Origin of the sequence: Caulobacter sp., assembly GCF_965279145.1 — a bacterium.
Taxonomy (GTDB): domain Bacteria; phylum Pseudomonadota; class Alphaproteobacteria; order Caulobacterales; family Caulobacteraceae; genus Caulobacter.
In genome coordinates, this window is the sequence record NZ_OZ257139.1 from 2,307,323 (window position 1) to 2,324,401 (window position 17,079).

24 protein-coding genes are annotated in these 17,079 nt (G+C 67.8%); 10 read left to right on the forward strand and 14 right to left on the reverse strand.

Annotation, left to right across the window (positions count from 1 at the left end; genetic code table 11):
• Nucleotides 1-3: 3 nt before the first annotated feature.
• The gene (locus tag ACQY9P_RS10865) at nt 4-1,791 is read right to left on the reverse strand and encodes a methyl-accepting chemotaxis protein (RefSeq protein WP_421739247.1); all 1,788 of its coding nucleotides are present in this window, start codon (nt 1,789-1,791) and stop codon (nt 4-6) included.
• A gap of 185 nt (nt 1,792-1,976) precedes the next feature.
• Between ACQY9P_RS10865 and ACQY9P_RS10870 the strand changes: the two genes are divergently transcribed.
• Together ACQY9P_RS10870 and ACQY9P_RS10875 are read left to right on the forward strand one after the other, a co-directional pair.
• A complete protein-coding gene (locus ACQY9P_RS10870) occupies nt 1,977-2,402 on the forward strand; it encodes a hypothetical protein (RefSeq protein ID WP_421739246.1) in 426 nt (141 codons plus the stop codon).
• A gap of 188 nt (nt 2,403-2,590) precedes the next feature.
• A complete protein-coding gene (locus ACQY9P_RS10875; RefSeq protein WP_421739245.1) occupies nt 2,591-3,169 on the forward strand; it encodes a tryptophan-rich sensory protein in 579 nt (192 codons plus the stop codon).
• 15 nt (nt 3,170-3,184) lie between these two features.
• Here ACQY9P_RS10875 and ACQY9P_RS10880 read toward each other — a convergent pair whose 3' ends face one another.
• The 7 genes from ACQY9P_RS10880 to ACQY9P_RS10910 form a co-directional block, all read right to left on the reverse strand.
• A complete protein-coding gene (locus ACQY9P_RS10880) occupies nt 3,185-3,616 on the reverse strand; it encodes a chemotaxis protein CheE (protein ID WP_421739244.1) in 432 nt (143 codons plus the stop codon).
• Nucleotides 3,613-4,122 (reverse strand): response regulator, encoded by a 510-nt coding sequence (locus tag ACQY9P_RS10885; protein ID WP_421739243.1) that lies wholly within the window; start codon nt 4,120-4,122, stop codon nt 3,613-3,615. Before ACQY9P_RS10885 ends, ACQY9P_RS10880 begins: the two co-directional genes overlap by 4 nt.
• Nucleotides 4,123-4,246: 124 nt before the next feature.
• Complete coding sequence (locus tag ACQY9P_RS10890; protein WP_421739242.1) at nt 4,247-4,690, reverse strand: DoxX family protein; 444 nt, start codon at nt 4,688-4,690, stop codon at nt 4,247-4,249.
• Nucleotides 4,690-5,454, reverse strand: a complete 765-nt coding sequence (locus ACQY9P_RS10895; protein WP_421739241.1) for an HvfC/BufC family peptide modification chaperone — start codon at nt 5,452-5,454, stop codon at nt 4,690-4,692. The genes ACQY9P_RS10890 and ACQY9P_RS10895 overlap by 1 nt, the downstream gene beginning before the upstream one ends.
• Nucleotides 5,447-6,277 (reverse strand): DUF692 domain-containing protein, encoded by an 831-nt coding sequence (locus ACQY9P_RS10900; RefSeq protein ID WP_421740116.1) that lies wholly within the window; start codon nt 6,275-6,277, stop codon nt 5,447-5,449. The genes ACQY9P_RS10895 and ACQY9P_RS10900 overlap by 8 nt, the downstream gene beginning before the upstream one ends.
• Before the next feature lie 74 nt (nt 6,278-6,351).
• Nucleotides 6,352-6,639 carry a DUF2282 domain-containing protein gene (locus ACQY9P_RS10905; protein ID WP_421739240.1) on the reverse strand — a complete coding sequence of 96 codons (288 nt, stop codon included), beginning with the start codon at nt 6,637-6,639 and terminating at the stop codon, nt 6,352-6,354.
• A gap of 115 nt (nt 6,640-6,754) precedes the next feature.
• Entirely contained in the window at nt 6,755-7,033 is a 279-nt protein-coding gene (locus tag ACQY9P_RS10910) for a DUF2282 domain-containing protein (RefSeq protein ID WP_421739239.1), read from the reverse strand.
• A 181-nt stretch (nt 7,034-7,214) separates the two neighbouring features.
• Here ACQY9P_RS10910 and ACQY9P_RS10915 point away from each other — a divergent pair, with 181 nt between their 5' ends.
• The 3 genes from ACQY9P_RS10915 (at nt 7,215) to ACQY9P_RS10925 (ending at nt 9,230) form a co-directional block, all read left to right on the forward strand.
• A complete protein-coding gene (locus ACQY9P_RS10915; RefSeq protein WP_421739238.1) occupies nt 7,215-7,754 on the forward strand; it encodes a sigma-70 family RNA polymerase sigma factor in 540 nt (179 codons plus the stop codon).
• Nucleotides 7,741-8,382 (forward strand): NrsF family protein, encoded by a 642-nt coding sequence (locus ACQY9P_RS10920; RefSeq protein WP_421739237.1) that lies wholly within the window; start codon nt 7,741-7,743, stop codon nt 8,380-8,382. Before ACQY9P_RS10915 ends, ACQY9P_RS10920 begins: the two co-directional genes overlap by 14 nt.
• Before the next feature lie 164 nt (nt 8,383-8,546).
• Nucleotides 8,547-9,230, forward strand: coding sequence for an NrsF family protein (locus ACQY9P_RS10925; RefSeq protein WP_421739236.1), 684 nt, complete (start codon nt 8,547-8,549; stop codon nt 9,228-9,230).
• A 54-nt stretch (nt 9,231-9,284) separates the two neighbouring features.
• Here ACQY9P_RS10925 and fba read toward each other — a convergent pair whose 3' ends face one another.
• From fba to gap, 3 genes are all read right to left on the reverse strand, one after another.
• Complete coding sequence (fba, locus tag ACQY9P_RS10930) at nt 9,285-10,376, reverse strand: class II fructose-bisphosphate aldolase (RefSeq protein WP_421739235.1); 1,092 nt, start codon at nt 10,374-10,376, stop codon at nt 9,285-9,287.
• A gap of 127 nt (nt 10,377-10,503) precedes the next feature.
• Entirely contained in the window at nt 10,504-11,694 is a 1,191-nt protein-coding gene (locus ACQY9P_RS10935) for a phosphoglycerate kinase (protein WP_421739234.1), read from the reverse strand.
• Between the two features lie 179 nt (nt 11,695-11,873).
• The gene (gene gap / locus ACQY9P_RS10940) at nt 11,874-12,881 is read right to left on the reverse strand and encodes a type I glyceraldehyde-3-phosphate dehydrogenase (RefSeq protein ID WP_421739233.1); all 1,008 of its coding nucleotides are present in this window, start codon (nt 12,879-12,881) and stop codon (nt 11,874-11,876) included.
• A gap of 216 nt (nt 12,882-13,097) precedes the next feature.
• On the opposite strand from gap, the gene ACQY9P_RS10945 reads away from it, so the two are divergent.
• Both ACQY9P_RS10945 and ACQY9P_RS10950 read left to right on the forward strand, forming a co-directional pair.
• Complete coding sequence (locus ACQY9P_RS10945; RefSeq protein ID WP_421739232.1) at nt 13,098-13,454, forward strand: DUF4164 family protein; 357 nt, start codon at nt 13,098-13,100, stop codon at nt 13,452-13,454.
• Nucleotides 13,455-13,456: 2 nt separating this feature from the next.
• The gene (locus tag ACQY9P_RS10950; RefSeq protein ID WP_421739231.1) at nt 13,457-13,795 is read left to right on the forward strand and encodes a cell division protein ZapA; all 339 of its coding nucleotides are present in this window, start codon (nt 13,457-13,459) and stop codon (nt 13,793-13,795) included.
• Nucleotides 13,796-13,797: 2 nt separating this feature from the next.
• Here the strand turns inward: ACQY9P_RS10950 and ACQY9P_RS10955 are convergent, their stop codons facing one another.
• Together ACQY9P_RS10955 and ACQY9P_RS10960 are read right to left on the reverse strand one after the other, a co-directional pair.
• Nucleotides 13,798-14,100, reverse strand: coding sequence for a type II toxin-antitoxin system RelE/ParE family toxin (locus tag ACQY9P_RS10955; RefSeq protein ID WP_421739230.1), 303 nt, complete (start codon nt 14,098-14,100; stop codon nt 13,798-13,800).
• Nucleotides 14,097-14,381 carry a type II toxin-antitoxin system ParD family antitoxin gene (locus ACQY9P_RS10960; protein WP_421739229.1) on the reverse strand — a complete coding sequence of 95 codons (285 nt, stop codon included), beginning with the start codon at nt 14,379-14,381 and terminating at the stop codon, nt 14,097-14,099. Before ACQY9P_RS10960 ends, ACQY9P_RS10955 begins: the two co-directional genes overlap by 4 nt.
• 312 nt (nt 14,382-14,693) lie before the next feature.
• Here ACQY9P_RS10960 and ACQY9P_RS10965 point away from each other — a divergent pair, with 312 nt between their 5' ends.
• From ACQY9P_RS10965 to ACQY9P_RS10975, 3 genes are all read left to right on the forward strand, one after another.
• The gene (locus ACQY9P_RS10965; RefSeq protein ID WP_421739228.1) at nt 14,694-14,903 is read left to right on the forward strand and encodes a hypothetical protein; all 210 of its coding nucleotides are present in this window, start codon (nt 14,694-14,696) and stop codon (nt 14,901-14,903) included.
• Nucleotides 14,900-15,496 (forward strand): 5-formyltetrahydrofolate cyclo-ligase, encoded by a 597-nt coding sequence (locus ACQY9P_RS10970; RefSeq protein WP_421739227.1) that lies wholly within the window; start codon nt 14,900-14,902, stop codon nt 15,494-15,496. Before ACQY9P_RS10965 ends, ACQY9P_RS10970 begins: the two co-directional genes overlap by 4 nt.
• Before the next feature lie 121 nt (nt 15,497-15,617).
• Nucleotides 15,618-16,439, forward strand: coding sequence for a TIGR00282 family metallophosphoesterase (locus ACQY9P_RS10975; protein WP_421739226.1), 822 nt, complete (start codon nt 15,618-15,620; stop codon nt 16,437-16,439).
• 81 nt (nt 16,440-16,520) lie between these two features.
• Here the strand turns inward: ACQY9P_RS10975 and ACQY9P_RS10980 are convergent, their stop codons facing one another.
• Nucleotides 16,521-16,955, reverse strand: a complete 435-nt coding sequence (locus tag ACQY9P_RS10980) for a BA14K family protein (RefSeq protein ID WP_421739225.1) — start codon at nt 16,953-16,955, stop codon at nt 16,521-16,523.
• Nucleotides 16,956-17,079 lie beyond the last annotated feature (124 nt).

A 17,079-nucleotide genomic window follows, 5' to 3' on the forward strand; every position in this document is an offset into this window, starting at 1 on the left:
GTCTCAGGCGGCCACGGCGGGTCTCGCGCCCTGGGTCAGGTTGAACTGACCGACCAACTGGGCCAGCCGCGCCGACTCGTTTCGCAGGGAATGCGCCGCCGCCGTGGTCTGCTCGACCATGGCGGCGTTTTGCTGGGTCATCTGGTCCATCTGGTTGATGGCGGTATTGACCTCGTTCAGGCCCGTCGACTGTTCCTGGGAAGACGCCGAGATCTCCGACACCAGGGCGGCGATCTGGCCGACGCGCTCCAGGATCGTGCCCAGGGCCGTGCCGGTCTGGCCCACCAGGCCCACGCCTTCGCTGACCTTGGTCGAGGCCGTGCTGATCAGAACCTTGATCTCCTTGGCCGCTTCGGCCGAGCGCTGGGCCAGGGCCCGCACTTCCTGGGCGACGACCGCGAAGCCGCGACCGGCCTCGCCCGCGCGGGCGGCCTCTACGCCCGCGTTGAGCGCCAGAAGATTGGTCTGGAAGGCGATCTCGTCGATCACGCCGATGATCTGGCCGATCTGGCTGGACGAGGTCTCGATCTCGCCCACGGCGCGCACGGCGGCGCCGACGGCGGTCTCGGTGGCCTGGGCCTGGCGGCGGGTGTCGGCGACGATCTCGTTGGCCTTGCGGGCGCCGTCGGCGGTCAGCCGCACGGTCGAGGTGATCTGGTCCAGGGCCGCGGCGGTTTCTTCCAGGCTGGCGGCCTGCTGTTCAGTGCGGTGCGACAGGTCGTCGGCCGCCTGGGCGATCTCGGCCGCGCCGGAGCCCACGCCGCCCGAGGACTGGCTGATCTGGCTCAGGGTCTGGGTCAGCTTCTCGGCGGCCGCGTTGAAGTCGCCGCGCAGGCGCTCGTATTCCGGGGCGAAGGCCGTTTCGAGCCGGTAGGCGACGTCGCCGGCCGACAGATGATCCAGGCCCTTGGCCAGGCTTCGCATTGCGCTGTCGCGCCTCTGCTCGGCGGTCAGCCGCGCCTCTTCGCTCGACTGGCGCTCTGACTCGGCGCGAAGGCGGTCGTCATCCTGTTCCTGACGCAGCGCCCGGCGCTCCAGAACGCCCTCGCGGAACACCGCCACGGACTTGGCCATGTCGCCAAGCTCGTCGTGACGACCGGCGAAGGGCACCGTGCGTTCATAGTCGCCTTCCGCCAGCTCGCCCATGTAGCGGGTGATGGCTTCCACAGGGCGGACCACGCCCCGGCGCATCGCCCAGACGCCGCCGCCGATGATCGCGCCCATCAAAAGGCAGAGCGCGCCCATCAGGCCCAATTGCTGGACCTGCTTGGCGTTGGATTCGGCCTCGACCCTGGCGTTATCGGCGGCGATCAGGGGAACGATCTGCTCGACGAAGTCGCGATGGGCCTCGAAGGCCTGGGTCAGCCGAGCCTCTTCGGCGGTCGCGGTCGCCATGTCGCCGCTGGCCATCGCCTTGACCATGGCGTCGGCCGAGGACCAGACGATCTGGGCCTGGTCATTGGACTGGCCCATCAGCACGGACTTGACCGCCGGGTCAAAATCGATCGCACGCCAGTACGACAGGCGCGCATCATATTCCGCGCGGTGCTTGGCCAGCGACTGAGCCGCATGGCGCAGATCCGCGGACGCGCCCGCGGCGTAGGCCAGCTTGGCGTCGAGATAGCCTTCAACAACATAAAGCGGTGGGGGCAGGATGTCGGCGGTCAAATCCTTGCCCGCCACGATCTTCTCGTAAAGCGGGCCGCCCACCCGCACGGTCTCGATCGCCAGCCAGGAAACGGCCGCCAGCACCACCAGGCCGCCGGCCAACGCGGCGCCAAACAAATTCATGGCTCCAGCCAAGCGCAGTCGCATTTTTACTCCATCCCGTGTTCTGTAAGGAGCGAAATGCGGCCCGCCCCGTGAACAAGGGTTTAAAAATGCGTTCAACCTGCTCATAGTGAGAAGGTTTGGTGTGAGTAATGCTAATGAAAACAAGCGCTTGATTGATAATGAAACGCAGTAAGACGCCTTTCGTGACCCGGCGCCATCTCAGCCTGGGCGCCGACTACGCCCTGAGGTTGATTCGAATTTTCACCGATCTGTTTGGCGATATGGATCTGGCGCTGGTTTTTATCGCCGCCGCCCAGGCCGGCACCGAGCACCTGCGCGAGCATGACGACTATATCGACATGCTCTCCGGCGAGTTCTTTCCCGACGAACTGCGCCGCCCCGTCACGGTTTCCGCCCTGGCCCGTTCCCTGGGAATCCCGGTGGAGACCACGCGCCGCCACGTGGTGAAGCTGGCTAGCACGGGCTATGCGCTGCGCACCGAGTCGGGCGGCGTGATCGTGACCTCCGAGATTCTGCGGCGCGACGAGATTCGGCAGGCGGGACTTCTCAACCTTGAGGCCATGGAGCGGCTGATCGACGGCGTGCGGCGAACGCCGCGCAATCGCTGATCAAACCGGCCCGCGCATCAAGGCCGGCGGCCCTCCGTGTCGCTTCTCCGCCTGTGCGCCTGGTTGAATTTCGGCAGGCGGCGCTGGCGCTTCGGCGTGATCGAACCCATCATGTGCAGGTCGGCGCCGCGCGAGGAACCAAGCCTGTCGCGAACGGTTAGACAGCCACGTTAGCGAGGAGTCCGGTCATGAATATCCTGAATGGCAAACAGCACCGGACCCAGGCCCGCGCTGGACGCGAGGCTTTCGAGGTCGAGACTCATTCCGAAACCCATCCCGCCGCCCAGATCGCGTTGGGAGCGCTGCTGGCGGGCGGGGCGATTCTGGCGGCCATGGCCATGGGCCGGCGTCACGAAGCGGTGCTGGATGACGCGATGTACGCCGTCGAGTTCGCCGAGATGCACGAGCCCGTCGCCCATCAGCCCAAGCCGCTGACCAGCCTGATCCTGCCGCCCCTGTTCATCGCCATGACGCTCTCGGGTCTTCGCACCTGGAACGCGCCGGCCAGCCCGGCCCGCACCCGGGCCCTGACCCTGTGGAGCCTGACCCAGGGATTCAACGCCTTGTGGCTGGGCCTGGGCGCCAAGCGGCTTGGCGGTCAGGCGACGGCGGCGACCGCCTCGCTGGCCGCCTCCACGGCCTATGCGATCGAGGCGCGCAAGGTCGGCGGCGGCACGGCGCCCGATCTGGGCTGGTTGGGTGTGGCCAACGCCCTGACGGCCCAGCTGTGGCGGCGGGGCGGCGCGTCGCGACCCACGGTGCACTGAAGGCCGCTCGCCGATTCAGACCTTTTCCCGCGCGGCGTGCGCGGCCAACTGGTCCAGGCCTCGCAGGATCTTGCTGGCGACGGCCGCGTCGGTCTGGTTGCGCAGCACGCGCAGGGCCGCGACATGGACGGCCACCGTCTGCTGGTCCCAGGTCTGGCGATCCGCCAGCGCCCGGATCGTGTCGCTCAGCCGCTTGGCGGCATGGCTCAGGGCCGGCAGATCGAACATCCCCGCCAGGCTGGCGACGCTGTCGGCCAGCCGGGTCACGGCCTCGGTCGAGGCCTGACCCTTGTCGCTCTCTGACAGGTCGCCAATCGCCCTGTCGATCAGGCCCATAGCGGCGTCGCGGTGGCTGTTCAGGTTCTCATCCGCCGCCGCCAGGGCCTGGCCGGCGTCTATCCCGCCGGGCAGATCCATGAACCGGCTCAGGCGGCTTGGGGCGCTCATTGCAGCAGAGCCCTGCTGGCCTGGAGGATGGGGTCAATCCCGGGACGCGGCGCCTTGACGTCGTCATCGTCGCGCAGGCGATCGGCGGGCGAGGCGGCGCTCCACAGGATGCGGTCCAGCAGGGTCGAGGGCGAAAAGGGCTTTGCCACCACATAGTCGGCGCCGACCTTGCGCGCCTTTTCGATCAGGTCGCGGGGTGTATGGCCCGTCATGACGATCACCACCAGCGGGGGCGCTTCGGCCGGCTGTCGGGCCCGCAAGCCCTTGATGAAGGTCATGCCCTCCTCGGGACGGGGGAAGGGATCGACCAGGATCAGGTCAGGCTCCACGTCCTGGCTGACGGTCAGGCTATCCCCCAGGCTCTGGCAGCGATGGAATTTGCGGAACCCAAACCCCGAGAGGATCTGGGTCATCACGTCCATGAAACCGACGTTTTCGTCGACGATCATGACGTTGGCTTCGCCGAAGTTGAACGAGAGATCAGAACGAAGCGCCGTATCCGCCATGTCGCCCTCGGTTCGCTGAACATTGATAGCCAAGGATCGGCGTCGAGATATAAGACAAGCTTAACGAGAAATTATTCTAGGCCCTATCGCCTGAGGCGCATTGTCGCACGGTATCCAGGGCGGCTTATCGAAGGCCGATCGCTCGATCCAGGCTGAAGCGGCCGCCGCCCTTGGCGATGATCAGCAGCAACAGGGCCGCCCACGACAGATGGGTGCTCCAGGCGTCCGGATAGACAAAGATCTCGATCACCGCCGTCATGCCCAGGAACGCCAGGGCCGACAGCCGCGTGAACAGGCCCAGGACCAGCAGGATCGAGAACAGGTGCTCGCTGTAGGTCGCTAGGTGGGCGGCGATGTCCGACGGGATCAGCGGCAGGGCGTATTCATCCGCGAACAGCGCGTAGGTGCTGTCGGTGATGTGCAGGATCCCGTCCACCTTGGTGCGCCCTGACAGGAAGAATACGCCGGCCACGCCCAGGCGGGCCACCAGGGTCAGGATGTCGTCGGGCAGAACCTTGCCGGTGATCTCGGCGAAGCGGTTGAAGGGTTTGAGAAGCGCGGTGGTCATCAGGGGCTTCCGGGATTGAGGGCGCCGAACACGCCGTCGGCGATCAGGGCGGCGAACAGGGTCTGAACGTCGGCCTCCGGCTGGACCTCGGCCGCGCGGCCGACGGCCTGGGCGAGTGAGAGGCCGGCGCGGCAGGCGGCGAGAAAGGCGATGTCGGCGGGGCTGACCACGCGCCGGGTCACGGCGGCCCCCGGTCGGGCCAGCAGCAGACCCTCGGGCGTGTCGCCAAGCTCCAGGTCTTCAGCGCCCGCGCGCGCGGCGACCCACAGGCTGGGCAGGCCAGCGTCAAAGGCGGCGAAGCGCACCGACGGATGCAGCGAGACCCTGGCTTGGGCCAGGACGTCCGGCGCCAGGGCGGCGAAGGCGTCACCCGGCAGGGGCGGGGCCTCCGCGGCGAACAGCGCCTCGGTCCACAGTCGGTCCAGATGGGCGATCCCGGCCAGGTAGGGCAGGTCGCCGGCCGGCGGGAAGCGCTCCAGCCAGGATGGAAAGTCCTGACCATAGTCCAGCAGGGCCGCATGGGTCGGCGGCGCCTCGCGGGCGAACAGGGCGGCGGCGGCGCGGAACCAGTCCTCGCCGACCATCGACAGCACGGTCGGGAAATTGGCGGCCAGGGCGTCGACGCACCCCTTGGCGACGGTGTTGCGATAGACCGACAGTCCGGCCTCCCCCGCCTCGGGCGACGCCAGCCATGCCGACAGGGCCAGAGGCGATCCGCCGAGGGCGGAGACGAAGGCGTCCTGGAAATCCAGCAGCTCAGACATGGGCCGGCTCCCGCGCCTGCAACACGGCCTGGGCCCGCTCGCGCTCGGCCATCAGCACGGCGAAGGCGGGGATGTCGTCATCGCGCTCGATCAGGGTCGGTCGCGGGCCGATGCGGGCGATCAGGCGGCGATAGAGGCCCCAGACCGCCTCGGCCACCGGCGCGCCGTGGGTGTCGATCAGCAGACCCGAGCCGCCCTCGTCCGGCCCATGGCCGGCCAGATGGATCTCGCCGATCCCGGCGGCCGGCAGAGCGTCCAGATAGGCTTCGGCCGAGTAGCCAAGGTTGTGGGCGCTGACAAAGACGTTGTTGACGTCAACCAGCAAGCCGCAGCCCGTCCTGTCGACCAAGGCGAACAGGAAGTCTGTTTCATCCAGGTCATGGCCGGTCAGCGGCAGATAGAGCGAGGGGTTCTCGACCAGAACGCGGCGTCCCAGCGCGTCCTGCATGCGCCCGATATTGCCGGCGATGCGATCAAGCGCCGCGCGGGTTCGGGGGAAGGGCAGCAGGTCCGGCTGATGAAAGCCGCGATGGGTCGACCAGGCCAGGTGCTCGGAGACCACGAAGGGCTCGAAGCGATCGACCAGGCTCCGCAGGGCTTTCAGGTGTTCGGGGTCTGGATCGGCGTCGGCGGCCAGGGAGAGGCCCACGCCGTGCAGCGAAAGCGGATGGCGCTCGCGGATGGCCGCCAGGGCCGACAGGCGCGGTCCGCCGGCCGACATGTAGTTCTCGGGATGAACCTCGAACCACAGGCCTGGCGCCGTCGCGGCCTGGGCCTCGTCATAGTGCTGGGATTTCAGGCCAAGGCCTGCGGCGGGGAGCATTTGCGTCATCCAAAAATCGTTGTCATCCCGGCCAAGCGCGAAGCGCGCCGAGCCGGGATGACCGTGAAAATGGGCTACATCGTCTTGGGGGTGAGCGAGCCCATGCCCTTGGGGGTCTTGATGGTGACGCAGGTTCCGCGCGGCACCTTCCTGTAGATGTCCCCCTGGTAGTCGGCCTTGGCGGTGCCGGCGCAGGACGTGCCCGCGCCGGCCTTGCAGTCGTTCTGGCCAGCCTTGGCGATGCCGTAGCATTTCTCGCCGAAGACCTTGGTCAGGGTGCTGGTGGGGCGGTCGGCGGCCATGGCGGCGCCGGCGGACAGGGCAAGAAGCGCGGCGATGGCGGCGCTGGCGGTGCGGGTCATGATGCTTCCTGGCTTTGGGGAGCGACCATCGACGATCGCTCGCGTCTTGCTTGCGGGTGGGGGAGCGCGCCGCCTCGACGTCGCGAGGCGCGAGGCGGCGCGATCGGAGGCCGACCTACATCGTCTTCGGCGTCAGCGAGCCCATGCCCTTGGGGGTCTTGGTGGTGACGCACGCGCCCTTGGCGGTGTGCTTCCAGGCGTCGCCCTGATAGTCGACCTTGGAGGTGCCCGCGCACGAGGTGCCGGCGCCGGCCTTGCAGTCGTTTTCGCCAGCCTTGGCGATGCCGTAGCACTTTTCCATTTCGACCTTCTTGGCGGTCATGTCGGCGGCCATGGCGGCGCCGGCCGAGAGGGCGAAGATGGCGGCGAAGGCGGCGGAAGCGGTGCGGTTCATGGGGTGGCTCCTTGATGCGTTGCGACCGGTCGTTGTGGCCGGTTCGAGGGGGATTACGGAAAGCGACCGGCAAAGGTTACAGCGGTCGTCGAACAAAATATTCGACGGGACTCCGAGATCGGTTCCGACGCGCGCGCGAGCCGTGTAACCATCCGGCCCTGACGCGCGAATAGGGGGATGCGTGACGGATACCGAAACCCGACTGAAGGCGCTGATGCTGCGCGGGCTGGAGGGCGACGCCCCGGCCTATCGCGAGTGTCTGGCCCTGCTCGGCGTTCGGCTCCGCGCCTATTTCGCGCGCCGGATGGCCGGTGCGCCCGGTGATGTGGAGGACATGGTGCAGGAGACGCTGCTGGCGGTGCATATCAAGCGGGCGACCTGGGACAGCGCCCAGTCGTTCACCGCCTGGGCGCACGCCGTGGCGCGCTACAAGCTGATCGACCACTGGCGGCGTCGCAAGATCCGCCAGACCCTGCCGATCGAGGATCACGCCGAGTTCCTGGCCGCCGAGGAACATGATCCCGGCGTCGGCCTGGAACTCGACCGCGCCCTGGCCAGCTTGCCCGACCGGCAACGCATCCTGGTCAGCGACGTCAAGCTGGCCGGACTGAGTCTGGCCGAGGCCGGCGCCCGGGCCGGCATTTCCGAAGGGGCGGCCAAGGTCGCCCTGCATCGAGCCCTGAAGTCCCTGGCCGAAAGGATGCGCCTTGCGGACCGATGACCTGATCGACGCCCTGGCCGCCAGTTCCGGCCCCGCGCCGGGCGGCGCTCCCGCCCGGCGGCTGGGCCTGACCACCCTGGCGGGGGCGCTGGTCGCCCTGATCCTGGTGCTGGCCTGGCTGCACACCCGCGCCGACCTTGCCCAGGCCATGACCACCCGCTTCTTCTGGATGAAGGCGGCCTATACCGCCGTGCTGGGCGTGGCGGGTTTCTGGGCGTGCGAGCGACTGGCTCGGCCGGGCGCCTCGGGGCGCAAGGCCTTCTGGCTGGCCGCCGCCGTGCTGGTTCTCTATGTCGGCGTCGCGTCGGCCAAGCTGATGGCCGCCGCGCCCGACGCGCGCATGCCGATGATCCTGGGCAACTCGATCATGCACTGCCTGCGCAACATCGTCATCCTGGGCGTTCCGATGCTGGCCGTGGCCCTCGTGGCGATGCGCGGCCTGGCGCCGACCCGGCCCACGCTGGCGGGTTTCGCGGCGGGGATCTTCTCGGGGGCCGTCTGCGCCACCGTTTACGGCCTGCACTGCGGCGAGAGCACCATGATCTTCGTGGGCGCCTGGTACACGCTGGGCGTCCTGCTGGTGGGCCTTCTGGGCGCCATAGTCGGCCGCTGGGCGCTGCGTTGGTAAGCGTCGCCTGACCTTTCTGGAGGCGCCGACCCCGCCGCGCGTGACCGGTCACATAACGTTGGTTGACAAGTCCGGCCCGGGGTCATCAAGTGCGGGCGCATTTCTGCGACTGATACGCGGAAGCGGCGCTTCAACGGACAAGACGCTTGTGGGGAGGGTCGCCCGTGACAGTCGACGACGCGCTCCCGCAAGCCGGCGAGCCGCCTCTGGTCATCCCGGCCTGGTCAACGGCGACTTTGCGCGCGCGCCTCACGGAGGTGGCCGTGGCCGGCGCCCTCGCGGCCGTTCTGCTGGTGCTTGTCTGGCTGCGGCTGCGGCCCGACATCGCCACCGCGACAACAACGCCTTTCTTCTGGCTCAAGGGCCTCTACACCGCCGCGCTCGCCGTGGTGATGCTGGGAGGCGCCAGCGCCATGGCGCGGCCAGGGGGCTCGATCCGGCCGGCCTTGATCGCCGCCGGGACTCTTGTCGCTGTCATGCTGATCGCCGCCGCCGTGGAGGCGCCGCGCCTGAGCCCGTCGCTGGTCGCCCACGTGCTCGATCCGGGCGGACTGCTGAGCGGCGTCACCAACATCTTCAGCCTGGCGGCGCCGATGCTGCTGATCGCCGGTGTGGGGCTGCGGCGCGTCGAGCTGGATCGGCCGGGCCTGATGGGCCTGCTGGTCGGGCTGTTCTGCGGCGGCGTGGCGGCGACGGTCTATGGCCTGCACTGCCGGGACTCCACCTTCACCTTCGTGGGGCTCTGGTACACCAGCGCGATCCTGCTCTGCGGCGCGGTGGGCGGAGTGGGGCTCTGGCTCCTGCACCAGGGACCGGATCCTCTGGGCGATCCGGTCGCCGCCGAATAGAAAAGGCCTCCCGGATCGCTCCGGGAGGCCCCTGTCGTCTCGATGCGGGACGTTCTACTCCGCTGCGGCCTTATTGGCCGAGGCGCCGAACTTGGCGTGCAGTTCGCCCGAGTGGTAGCGCTTGGCCATGGTGGCCGTGGACAGCGCCTTGATCTTGCTGGCGTGGCCGGCCGAGCCGAACTCGGTGAAGCGCGCTTCGCAGACCTTGCGCATGGCTTCCTTGGCCGGCTTCAGATAGGCGCGGGGATCGAACTCGCCCGGCTTTTCCATCAGGATCTTGCGGATCGCGCCGGTGATGGCCATGCGGTTGTCGGTGTCGACATTGATCTTGCGCACGCCATGCTTGATGCCGCGCTGGATCTCTTCCACCGGCACGCCCCAGGTCTGGGGCATCTCGCCGCCGTACTGGTTGATGATGTCCTGCAGGTCCTGCGGCACCGACGAGGAGCCGTGCATCACCAGGTGGGTGTTGGGCAGGCGGCGGTGGATTTCCTCGATCACGTTCATGGCCAGGACGTCGCCGTCCGGCTTGCGCGTGAACTTGTAGGCGCCGTGGCTGGTGCCCATGGCGATGGCCAGGGCGTCGACGCCGGTCTGACCAACGAAATCGACAGCCTGGTCGGGATCGGTCAGCAGCTCATCGTGAGAGAGCACGCCCTCGAAGCCGTGGCCGTCCTCGGCTTCGCCCATGCCGCTTTCCAGCGAGCCCAGCACGCCCAGTTCGCCTTCGACCGACACGCCGCAGCTGTGGGCCATCTGGACCACCTTGCGGGTGACCTCGACATTGTACTCGTAGGAGGCCGGGGTCTTGGCGTCCTCCATCAGCGAGCCGTCCATCATCACCGAGGTGAAGCCGTACTGGATCGCCGTGGCGCAGGTCGCCGGGCCGTTGCCGTGGTCCTGGTGCATGCACACCGGAATGTGGGGATAGAGCTCGACCAGACCGTCGATCAGACGGGTCAGGATGATGTCATTGGCGTAGGAGCGCGCGCCGCGCGACGCCTGGATGATGACCGGCGAGTTGACGGCGTCGGCCGCCTCCATGATCGCCAGGCCCTGTTCCATGTTGTTGATATTGAAGGCCGGCAGCCCGTACTCATGCTCGGCCGCATGGTCCAGCAACTGCCTAAGCGTGATCCTCGCCACGTGATGTCTCTCCTGCAAGCTTGAAAGGTTTGGGTCGTTTCTTGTTTTTGGGGCGTGACGCTTTTGCGTTCTCTGCCCGGTCCTCGAATTACCGACGCGGCCCCTCCCGGAACCGCGCCAGAAGCCGCTAGGTGTTCAAGGCTGACACACCCGGCAGTTCCTTGCCCTCCATCCACTCAAGAAACGCGCCGCCGGCGGTCGAGACGAAGGTCATGTCGCCGACCACGCCCGCGTGGTTCAGCGCCGACACCGTATCACCGCCGCCAGCCACCGCCACGATCTTACCCGATTTTGCCAGCTGAGCGGCATGTTTCGCCGCCAAAACGGTCGCTTCGTCGAACGGAGGGACTTCAAAAACGCCCAAAGGGCCATTCCAGATCAGGGTCTTGCTGGCGTCCATGGCCGCCAGCAGGGTCTTCACCGTCTCGGGACCGGCGTCCAGGATCAGGTCGTCGGGCCGGACCTCATAGACATTGCGGGTCTCGGCGTGGACGCCCGGCTTGACGGTCTTGGCCACCACCACATCGGTCGGCAACAGCAGCTTGCAGCCGGCCGCGCCCGCCAGGTCGATGATCTCGAGCGCGGTGTCGGCCAGGTCGGGCTCGCACAGCGAGGCCCCGACATCGATCTTGGCCGCGTGCAGGAAGGTGTTGGCCATGCCGCCGCCGATCGCCAGATAGTCCAGCTTGGTGACCAGGTTGCGCAGCAGGTCCAGCTTGGTCGAGACCTTGGAGCCGCCGACGATGCCGATCACCGGCTTCTTCGGGTTGCCCAGGGCGGCGTCCAGGGCCTCCAGTTCGCGCTGCATGGCCAGGCCCGGATAGGCCGGCAGCAGGCGGGCCAGGGCCTCGGTCGAGGCGTGGGCGCGGTGGGCGGCGCTGAAGGCGTCATTGACATAGACGTCGCCCAGCTTGGCCAGCTGCGCGGCGAAGGCCGGGTCGTTCTTTTCCTCGCCGGCGTGGAAGCGGACGTTTTCCAGCAGCGCGACGCCGCCGGCCGGCAGGGCCGCGACGACCTTGGCGGCTTCATCGCCGACGCAGTCGCTGGCGAAGGCGACCGGCGCGCCCAGCAGCGCGGCCAGCGGCTCGGCGACGAAGCCCAGGCTCATCTCGGGAACCACCTTGCCCTTGGGCCGGTCGAAATGGGCCAGCAGGACCACCTTGGCGCCTTTCGATGACAGGAACTGGATGGTCGGCAGGGCCGAGCGCAGCCGGGTGTCATCCGTGATCTTGCCGGCCTCGACGGGCACGTTGAAGTCCACGCGGACCAGGGCGGTCTTGCCGGCGAGATCGGCGGTGTCGAGGGTGCGGAAGGTCATGGGAGGCGTCCTGACGTCGGTGCGTGGGTCCTCGTCCTTCGACAGGCTCAGGATGAGGATCCGGGAGCAGGCGTTTGATCAGCCCTCATCCTGAGCCTGTCGAAGGACGAGGGCGGGCCCGCCGGAGCGAACCAAGGAAAACCCCCACCCTTCGAGGAAGGATGGGGGCTTGGCAGGTCTTAGAGGAACTTGGCCATCACGAGCGCGGTGTCGCTCATGCGGGTCGCGAAGCCCCATTCGTTGTCGTACCAGCTGAGCACGCGGCCAAGCTTGCCTTCGATGACCTGGGTCTGGGCCAGGGCCGCCGTCGAGCTGGCGGGGATGTGGTTGAAGTCGGTCGAGACCAGCGGCTCGTCCGTCACGCCCAGCACGCCCTTCAGCGGGCCTTCGGCGGCGGCGACCAGGGCGGCGTTCAGCTCGGCGACGGTGGTGTCGCGCGAGGGCACGAACTTCAGGTCAACCACCGAGACGTTCGGGGTCGGGACGCGGATCGACGAGCCGTCCAGCTTGCCTTTCAGGGCCGGCAGCACCAGGCCCAGGGCCTTGGCGGCGCCGGTCGAGGTGGGGATCATCGACAGGGCGGCGGCCCGGCCGCGATACAGATCCTTGTGCATCGTATCCAGCGTCGGCTGGTCGCCGGTGTAGCTGTGGATCGTGGTCATGTAGCCGCGCTCGATGCCGACCAGGTCGTGGATGACCTTGGCGATGGGGGCCAGGCAGTTGGTGGTGCACGAACCGTTGGAGACCACCAGGTCGGCGGCGCTCAGCACGCTGTCATTGACCTTGTAGACGATGGTCTGGTCGGCGCCGTCGCACGGCGCGCTGACCAGCACGCGCTTGGCGCCGGCGGTCAGGTGGGCGCTGGCCTTTTCCTTGGTGGTGAACAGGCCGGTGCACTCGAACGCGATGTCGACGTTCAGCTCGGCGTGCGGCAGCTCGGCGGGGTTGCGGATCGCCGTGACCTTGATCTTGCCCGTGCCGACATCGATCCAGTCTTCGCCCGACGTCACGACGCCGGGGAAGCGGCCGTGCACGCTGTCATAGCGCAGCAGGTGGGCGTTGGTCTCGACCGGGCCCAGATCGTTGATCGCCACCACCTCGATGTCGGTGCGGCCGTGCTCGACGATGGAGCGCAGGACGAGGCGGCCGATACGACCAAAGCCGTTGATGGCGACGCGAAGAGCCATGAGGTCTTTCTCCTAACGATCGGACGCGGCCATGAAGGACCAACGTTCCCTGATTTTGCAGCGCGTTTTGCGGGCGGGGGCCGGGAAGTCAACCCCAGGGCCGGTAACAACGCATGACGGAATACTGCCAAAGGCGTTTCACGCCCAAATCTCACCACGCCGGGTGGCGAAGTTGGCACTGATCTATATGTTGCACCGCATGATTGGAACCCGCCGATGACCCTGGGCGAAACGAGCGCCCTCGACCTTGCCGTGCGCCGACTGGACCGCGCCGTGGCTCAGCTGGAGCTGCGCCTGGCCGCCCGTGCGTCGCAGGGCGTGGCTCAGACAGCCGCGGCGGCCGGCGATCTGTTCGACGGCGAGGCCGCGCGCCTCAAGGCCGAGCTTGACGCCGCCCGCGAACGCGAGCGCGCCCTGGAAGAAGCCGGCGCCCAGGCTTCTGTCGCCCTGGGCCGCGCCATCGCCGAGATCCGCGCCGCCCTCGGTGACGACGGTCCGGTCAATGACGACCATCCCGCCGGGGCGCGTCCTGGCCAGCCTGACGAGCTGTTCGACGAGCCCGAGGAGGCCTGACCATGGCCCAGCTGACCATCCAGGTGAACGGCCGCCCCTATATCGTCGGCTGCGAGGACGGCCAGGAGGCCCACCTGCTGGAGATCGCCCGCCTGTTCGACCGCCAGGTTCGCCAGGTCAGCCAGGATGTGGGCCAACTGGGCGAGACCCGCCTGTTCCTGATGGGCGCCCTGCTGCTGGCCGACGAGATGAGCGACCTGAAGCTGCGCCTGGCCCACGCCCAGGGCGAGCTGTCGCGGCTGCAGAACGAACAGAACCGCGAAGCCAACCGCATCGAGATCGCCGCCATCCGCGCCATCGACGCGGCGGCCGAGCGCATCGAGAAACTGGCGGCGGAGTAGGGCTAGTCGTCGAAGGCTGCGGCTACGTCCTGACCGCCGTGCAAGATCCGGTCGATCACCACTGAGATCGGCGTGACGTGGAAGGCGATCTCGGTTCGCCGTTCAAAGCCCAGCAGCCTTAGTCCCGATCTTACATTATCCCGCGCCGTTCCCTGTTCAGGATAGGCGGCAAGCGACTGGCAGCGCGTTTCCAGTCTGGCGATGTAGTCCATCGCCGCGGTCGGCGCGCCGCGTCTGGCGATATAGTCGTAGAGTTCGAACAGGTCGTCCCGCGCTTCGGGCGAGAAGACGACCGCGCGGATCACGGTTTGGCTTTTTTGAGTTGATCGGCGTGACGCGCTCGGATCGAGGCGAAGACCTCTTCGGCGGCGACGCCGCGACCGGGATCATCGAGCATGGCGTCATAGACGGGCGCGACATCTTCCCTAAGCCAGCGCTCTACGGCCGCGTCGCGCTCCTGCAAGGCGCGAACGCCGGCGCGAACGACCTCGCTGGCTGAAGCGTAACTGCCGGACGCCACCATTTCGTCGATATAGCGCGACTGCTCGGCGGGTAGACTGACGGTGCGTTTGCTGACGACGGACATGGGGTGGCCTCCGTCGAAACACTATCAAACGGTAAGAAGCTTGCATACCGCCGGGGCGGATGCGGCGAATACGCGAGGCCCTATCGCTGGCCGGCGTGACGCCCTATATTCCTCAACGGCGGGTCTGCTGTGGCCCTCGTCGAAGATTTCTATTCCCAGGGACCTTAATCTCTCTATCGGGACCTGTTCCCTCCCGTGGCCGTGGCTGCGGGAACACGGGGCCCACCTGTAACTAACAGGTTCGAGTGGATTGAAACGTCTTCACGGTTCTTCATGGCGCCGCCACCTTCTTCCCCGTTCGCCGAGGCGGTCATGAAATCTGGCTGGTTTGGACCCAAGGCCTTCGGGGCCGGCGCGCAGCCGACGGGATGGCAGGGCTGGTTGGTCACCCTCGTCTTCGCTCTGGCGATGATCGCCACGACGCTGGTCACCAATGACCTGCGCCTGTGGGTGCAGGGCGGTCTCCTGGTCTTGCTGCTCGCCGTGATCCGGGTGACCTACCGGGCCTCCGACCTGCCTTGAGCTTCGCCGATCCCGCCTCCGCCAAGACCGCTCTGCGGATGTTTGTCCGCACACAGCGCAAGCTTCTGGCCATTGAACAGCCCGACGCCGACCGGAGGGTCGCCGAGGTGGGCCGCGCGCCGCTGGCCGCGCGCTTTCCCGACCCCGCCGGCAAGGTCGCCGCCGTCTATCAGGGCTGGGGATCGGAAATTTCGCCACTGATCCTGGCCGATGCGCTGGTCGGGCAGGGCTGGACCCTGGCCCTGCCGTCGGTCGAGGGCGAAGCCGGGGCCATGGTCTTTCGCCGCTGGGACCGCGCCGCGCCGCTGGATCGCGACGACATCGGCATGCGCGCCCCCGCCCGGGACGCCGAGATCCTCCAGCCCGACCTTGTCGTCGTGCCGCTGCTGGCGTTCGACCGCCAGGGCCGGCGCCTCGGGCAGGGCGGCGGCTATTACGACCGGGCGCTGGAAGGTCTCAAGGGCCGGGGCGAGACCTTCGTGCTGGGCCTGGCCTATGCCGGTCAGGAGACCGCGAATTTGCCACACGAGCCGCATGATCAAGCGCTGGACGCCATTCTCACCGAAAAAGAGTATATCGCGGTGACTGACTAGGGGCTCTCGCACCCTGCTCAGGGTGTGACAGCCGAAAGTGGACGCCGGTTTCGGCGCCCGTCACGCCCTCACTTTCAAGCAAACGCCGTTCTTCCGTGAAGAACGGCTTTGGGGAAATTCGATGCGTTTTGCTTTCTTCGGGGATGTCGTCGGCAAGTCTGGCCGCGACGGCCTGGCCGATCACCTTCCCGCCCTGCGCCGTGACCTCGACCTCGAGTTCGTGATCATCAACGCCGAGAACGCGGCCGCCGGCTTCGGCATCACCGAGAACACGGCGCGTGAGCTGTTCGAGGCGGGCGCCGACTGCCTGACGCTGGGCAATCACAGCTGGGACCAGCGCGAGGCCCTGACCTACATCGTCCGCGAACCCCGGCTGATCCGTCCGGCCAACTATCCGATCCTGTCGGACGCTCCGGGCCGGGGCAGCCACCTGTTCCAGACCGAACGGGGCCGCACCATCATGGTCATCAACCTGCTGGGCCGCGTCCACATGGACGCCATGGACGACCCCTTCGCCGCCGCCGACCGCGAGCTGGACAAGGCCCCGCTGGGTCAGGTGGCCGACGCGGTGGTGGTCGACATGCACTGCGAGGCCACGTCCGAGAAGATGGCCATGGGCCACTATTGCGACGGCCGCGCCTCGCTGGTGGTGGGCACCCACACCCATGTGCCGACCGCCGACGCCCAGATCCTGCCGGGCGGCACCGCCTATCAGACCGACGCCGGCGCCTGCGCCGACTATGACAGCGTCATCGGCAACCAGAAGGAAGAGCCGCTGCGGCGCTTCACCACCAAGATCAGCGGCGGCCGCTACACCCCCGCTTCGGGGCCGGCGACGGTCTGCGGCGTGTTTGTCGAGACCGACGACCGCACGGGCCTGGCCCTGCGGGTCGAGCCGATCCGGGTGGGCGGCAGGCTGAAGCCGACGGTTCCCGCCGTCTAGATCCTGTCCCTCCCGAGAAGGGCTGATTGACGGCCCCGGCGAGGATCACCCCGCCGGGGCCGTTTGTCGTTTGAGCGAAGGTTACAGTCGGCAGGTCCGATAGACTCCGCGACGGACCTGATAGGTGTCGGTGCGGGGATTGTAGCTGCGATAGCGCGCCGAACAGGCGCGCACGTGCTGATACCAGCTTCCACGCCTGGCATAGTGCTTGGGCGGTGCCGGGGGGCGATGGCCCCAGGTGTTCTCCCAGCGACCGTAACGATCGTCGTGCATGCCCGGGCCACCCATATCCCCTCTGCCCATTTCCCCTCGGCCCATGTCCGGGTGGTCCATGCCGGGATGAGTCTGATCGGGATGGGCCTGGCCGGGATGGGCCGGACCCGAAGCGGGCGTATGGTCGCCGGGGCGTCCCATCTGGGCGCCCTGGCCCTGGGCGCCCTGGCCTTGGGCGGACGCCGCGAGCGGCGTGGCGGCGAGAAGGGTCGCGCCGATGGCGATGGTCAGGAATCTTCGCATGAGATGGCTCCTTGAGCCCTGGGGACCAAACGCGACACCGGAGAGGGTCGCTGAGGGCCCGACTGGGACGTTAACCATTCCGGGGTCCGGCGGTTCCGGTAATGCGCCAGATCAAGCCGGGGGG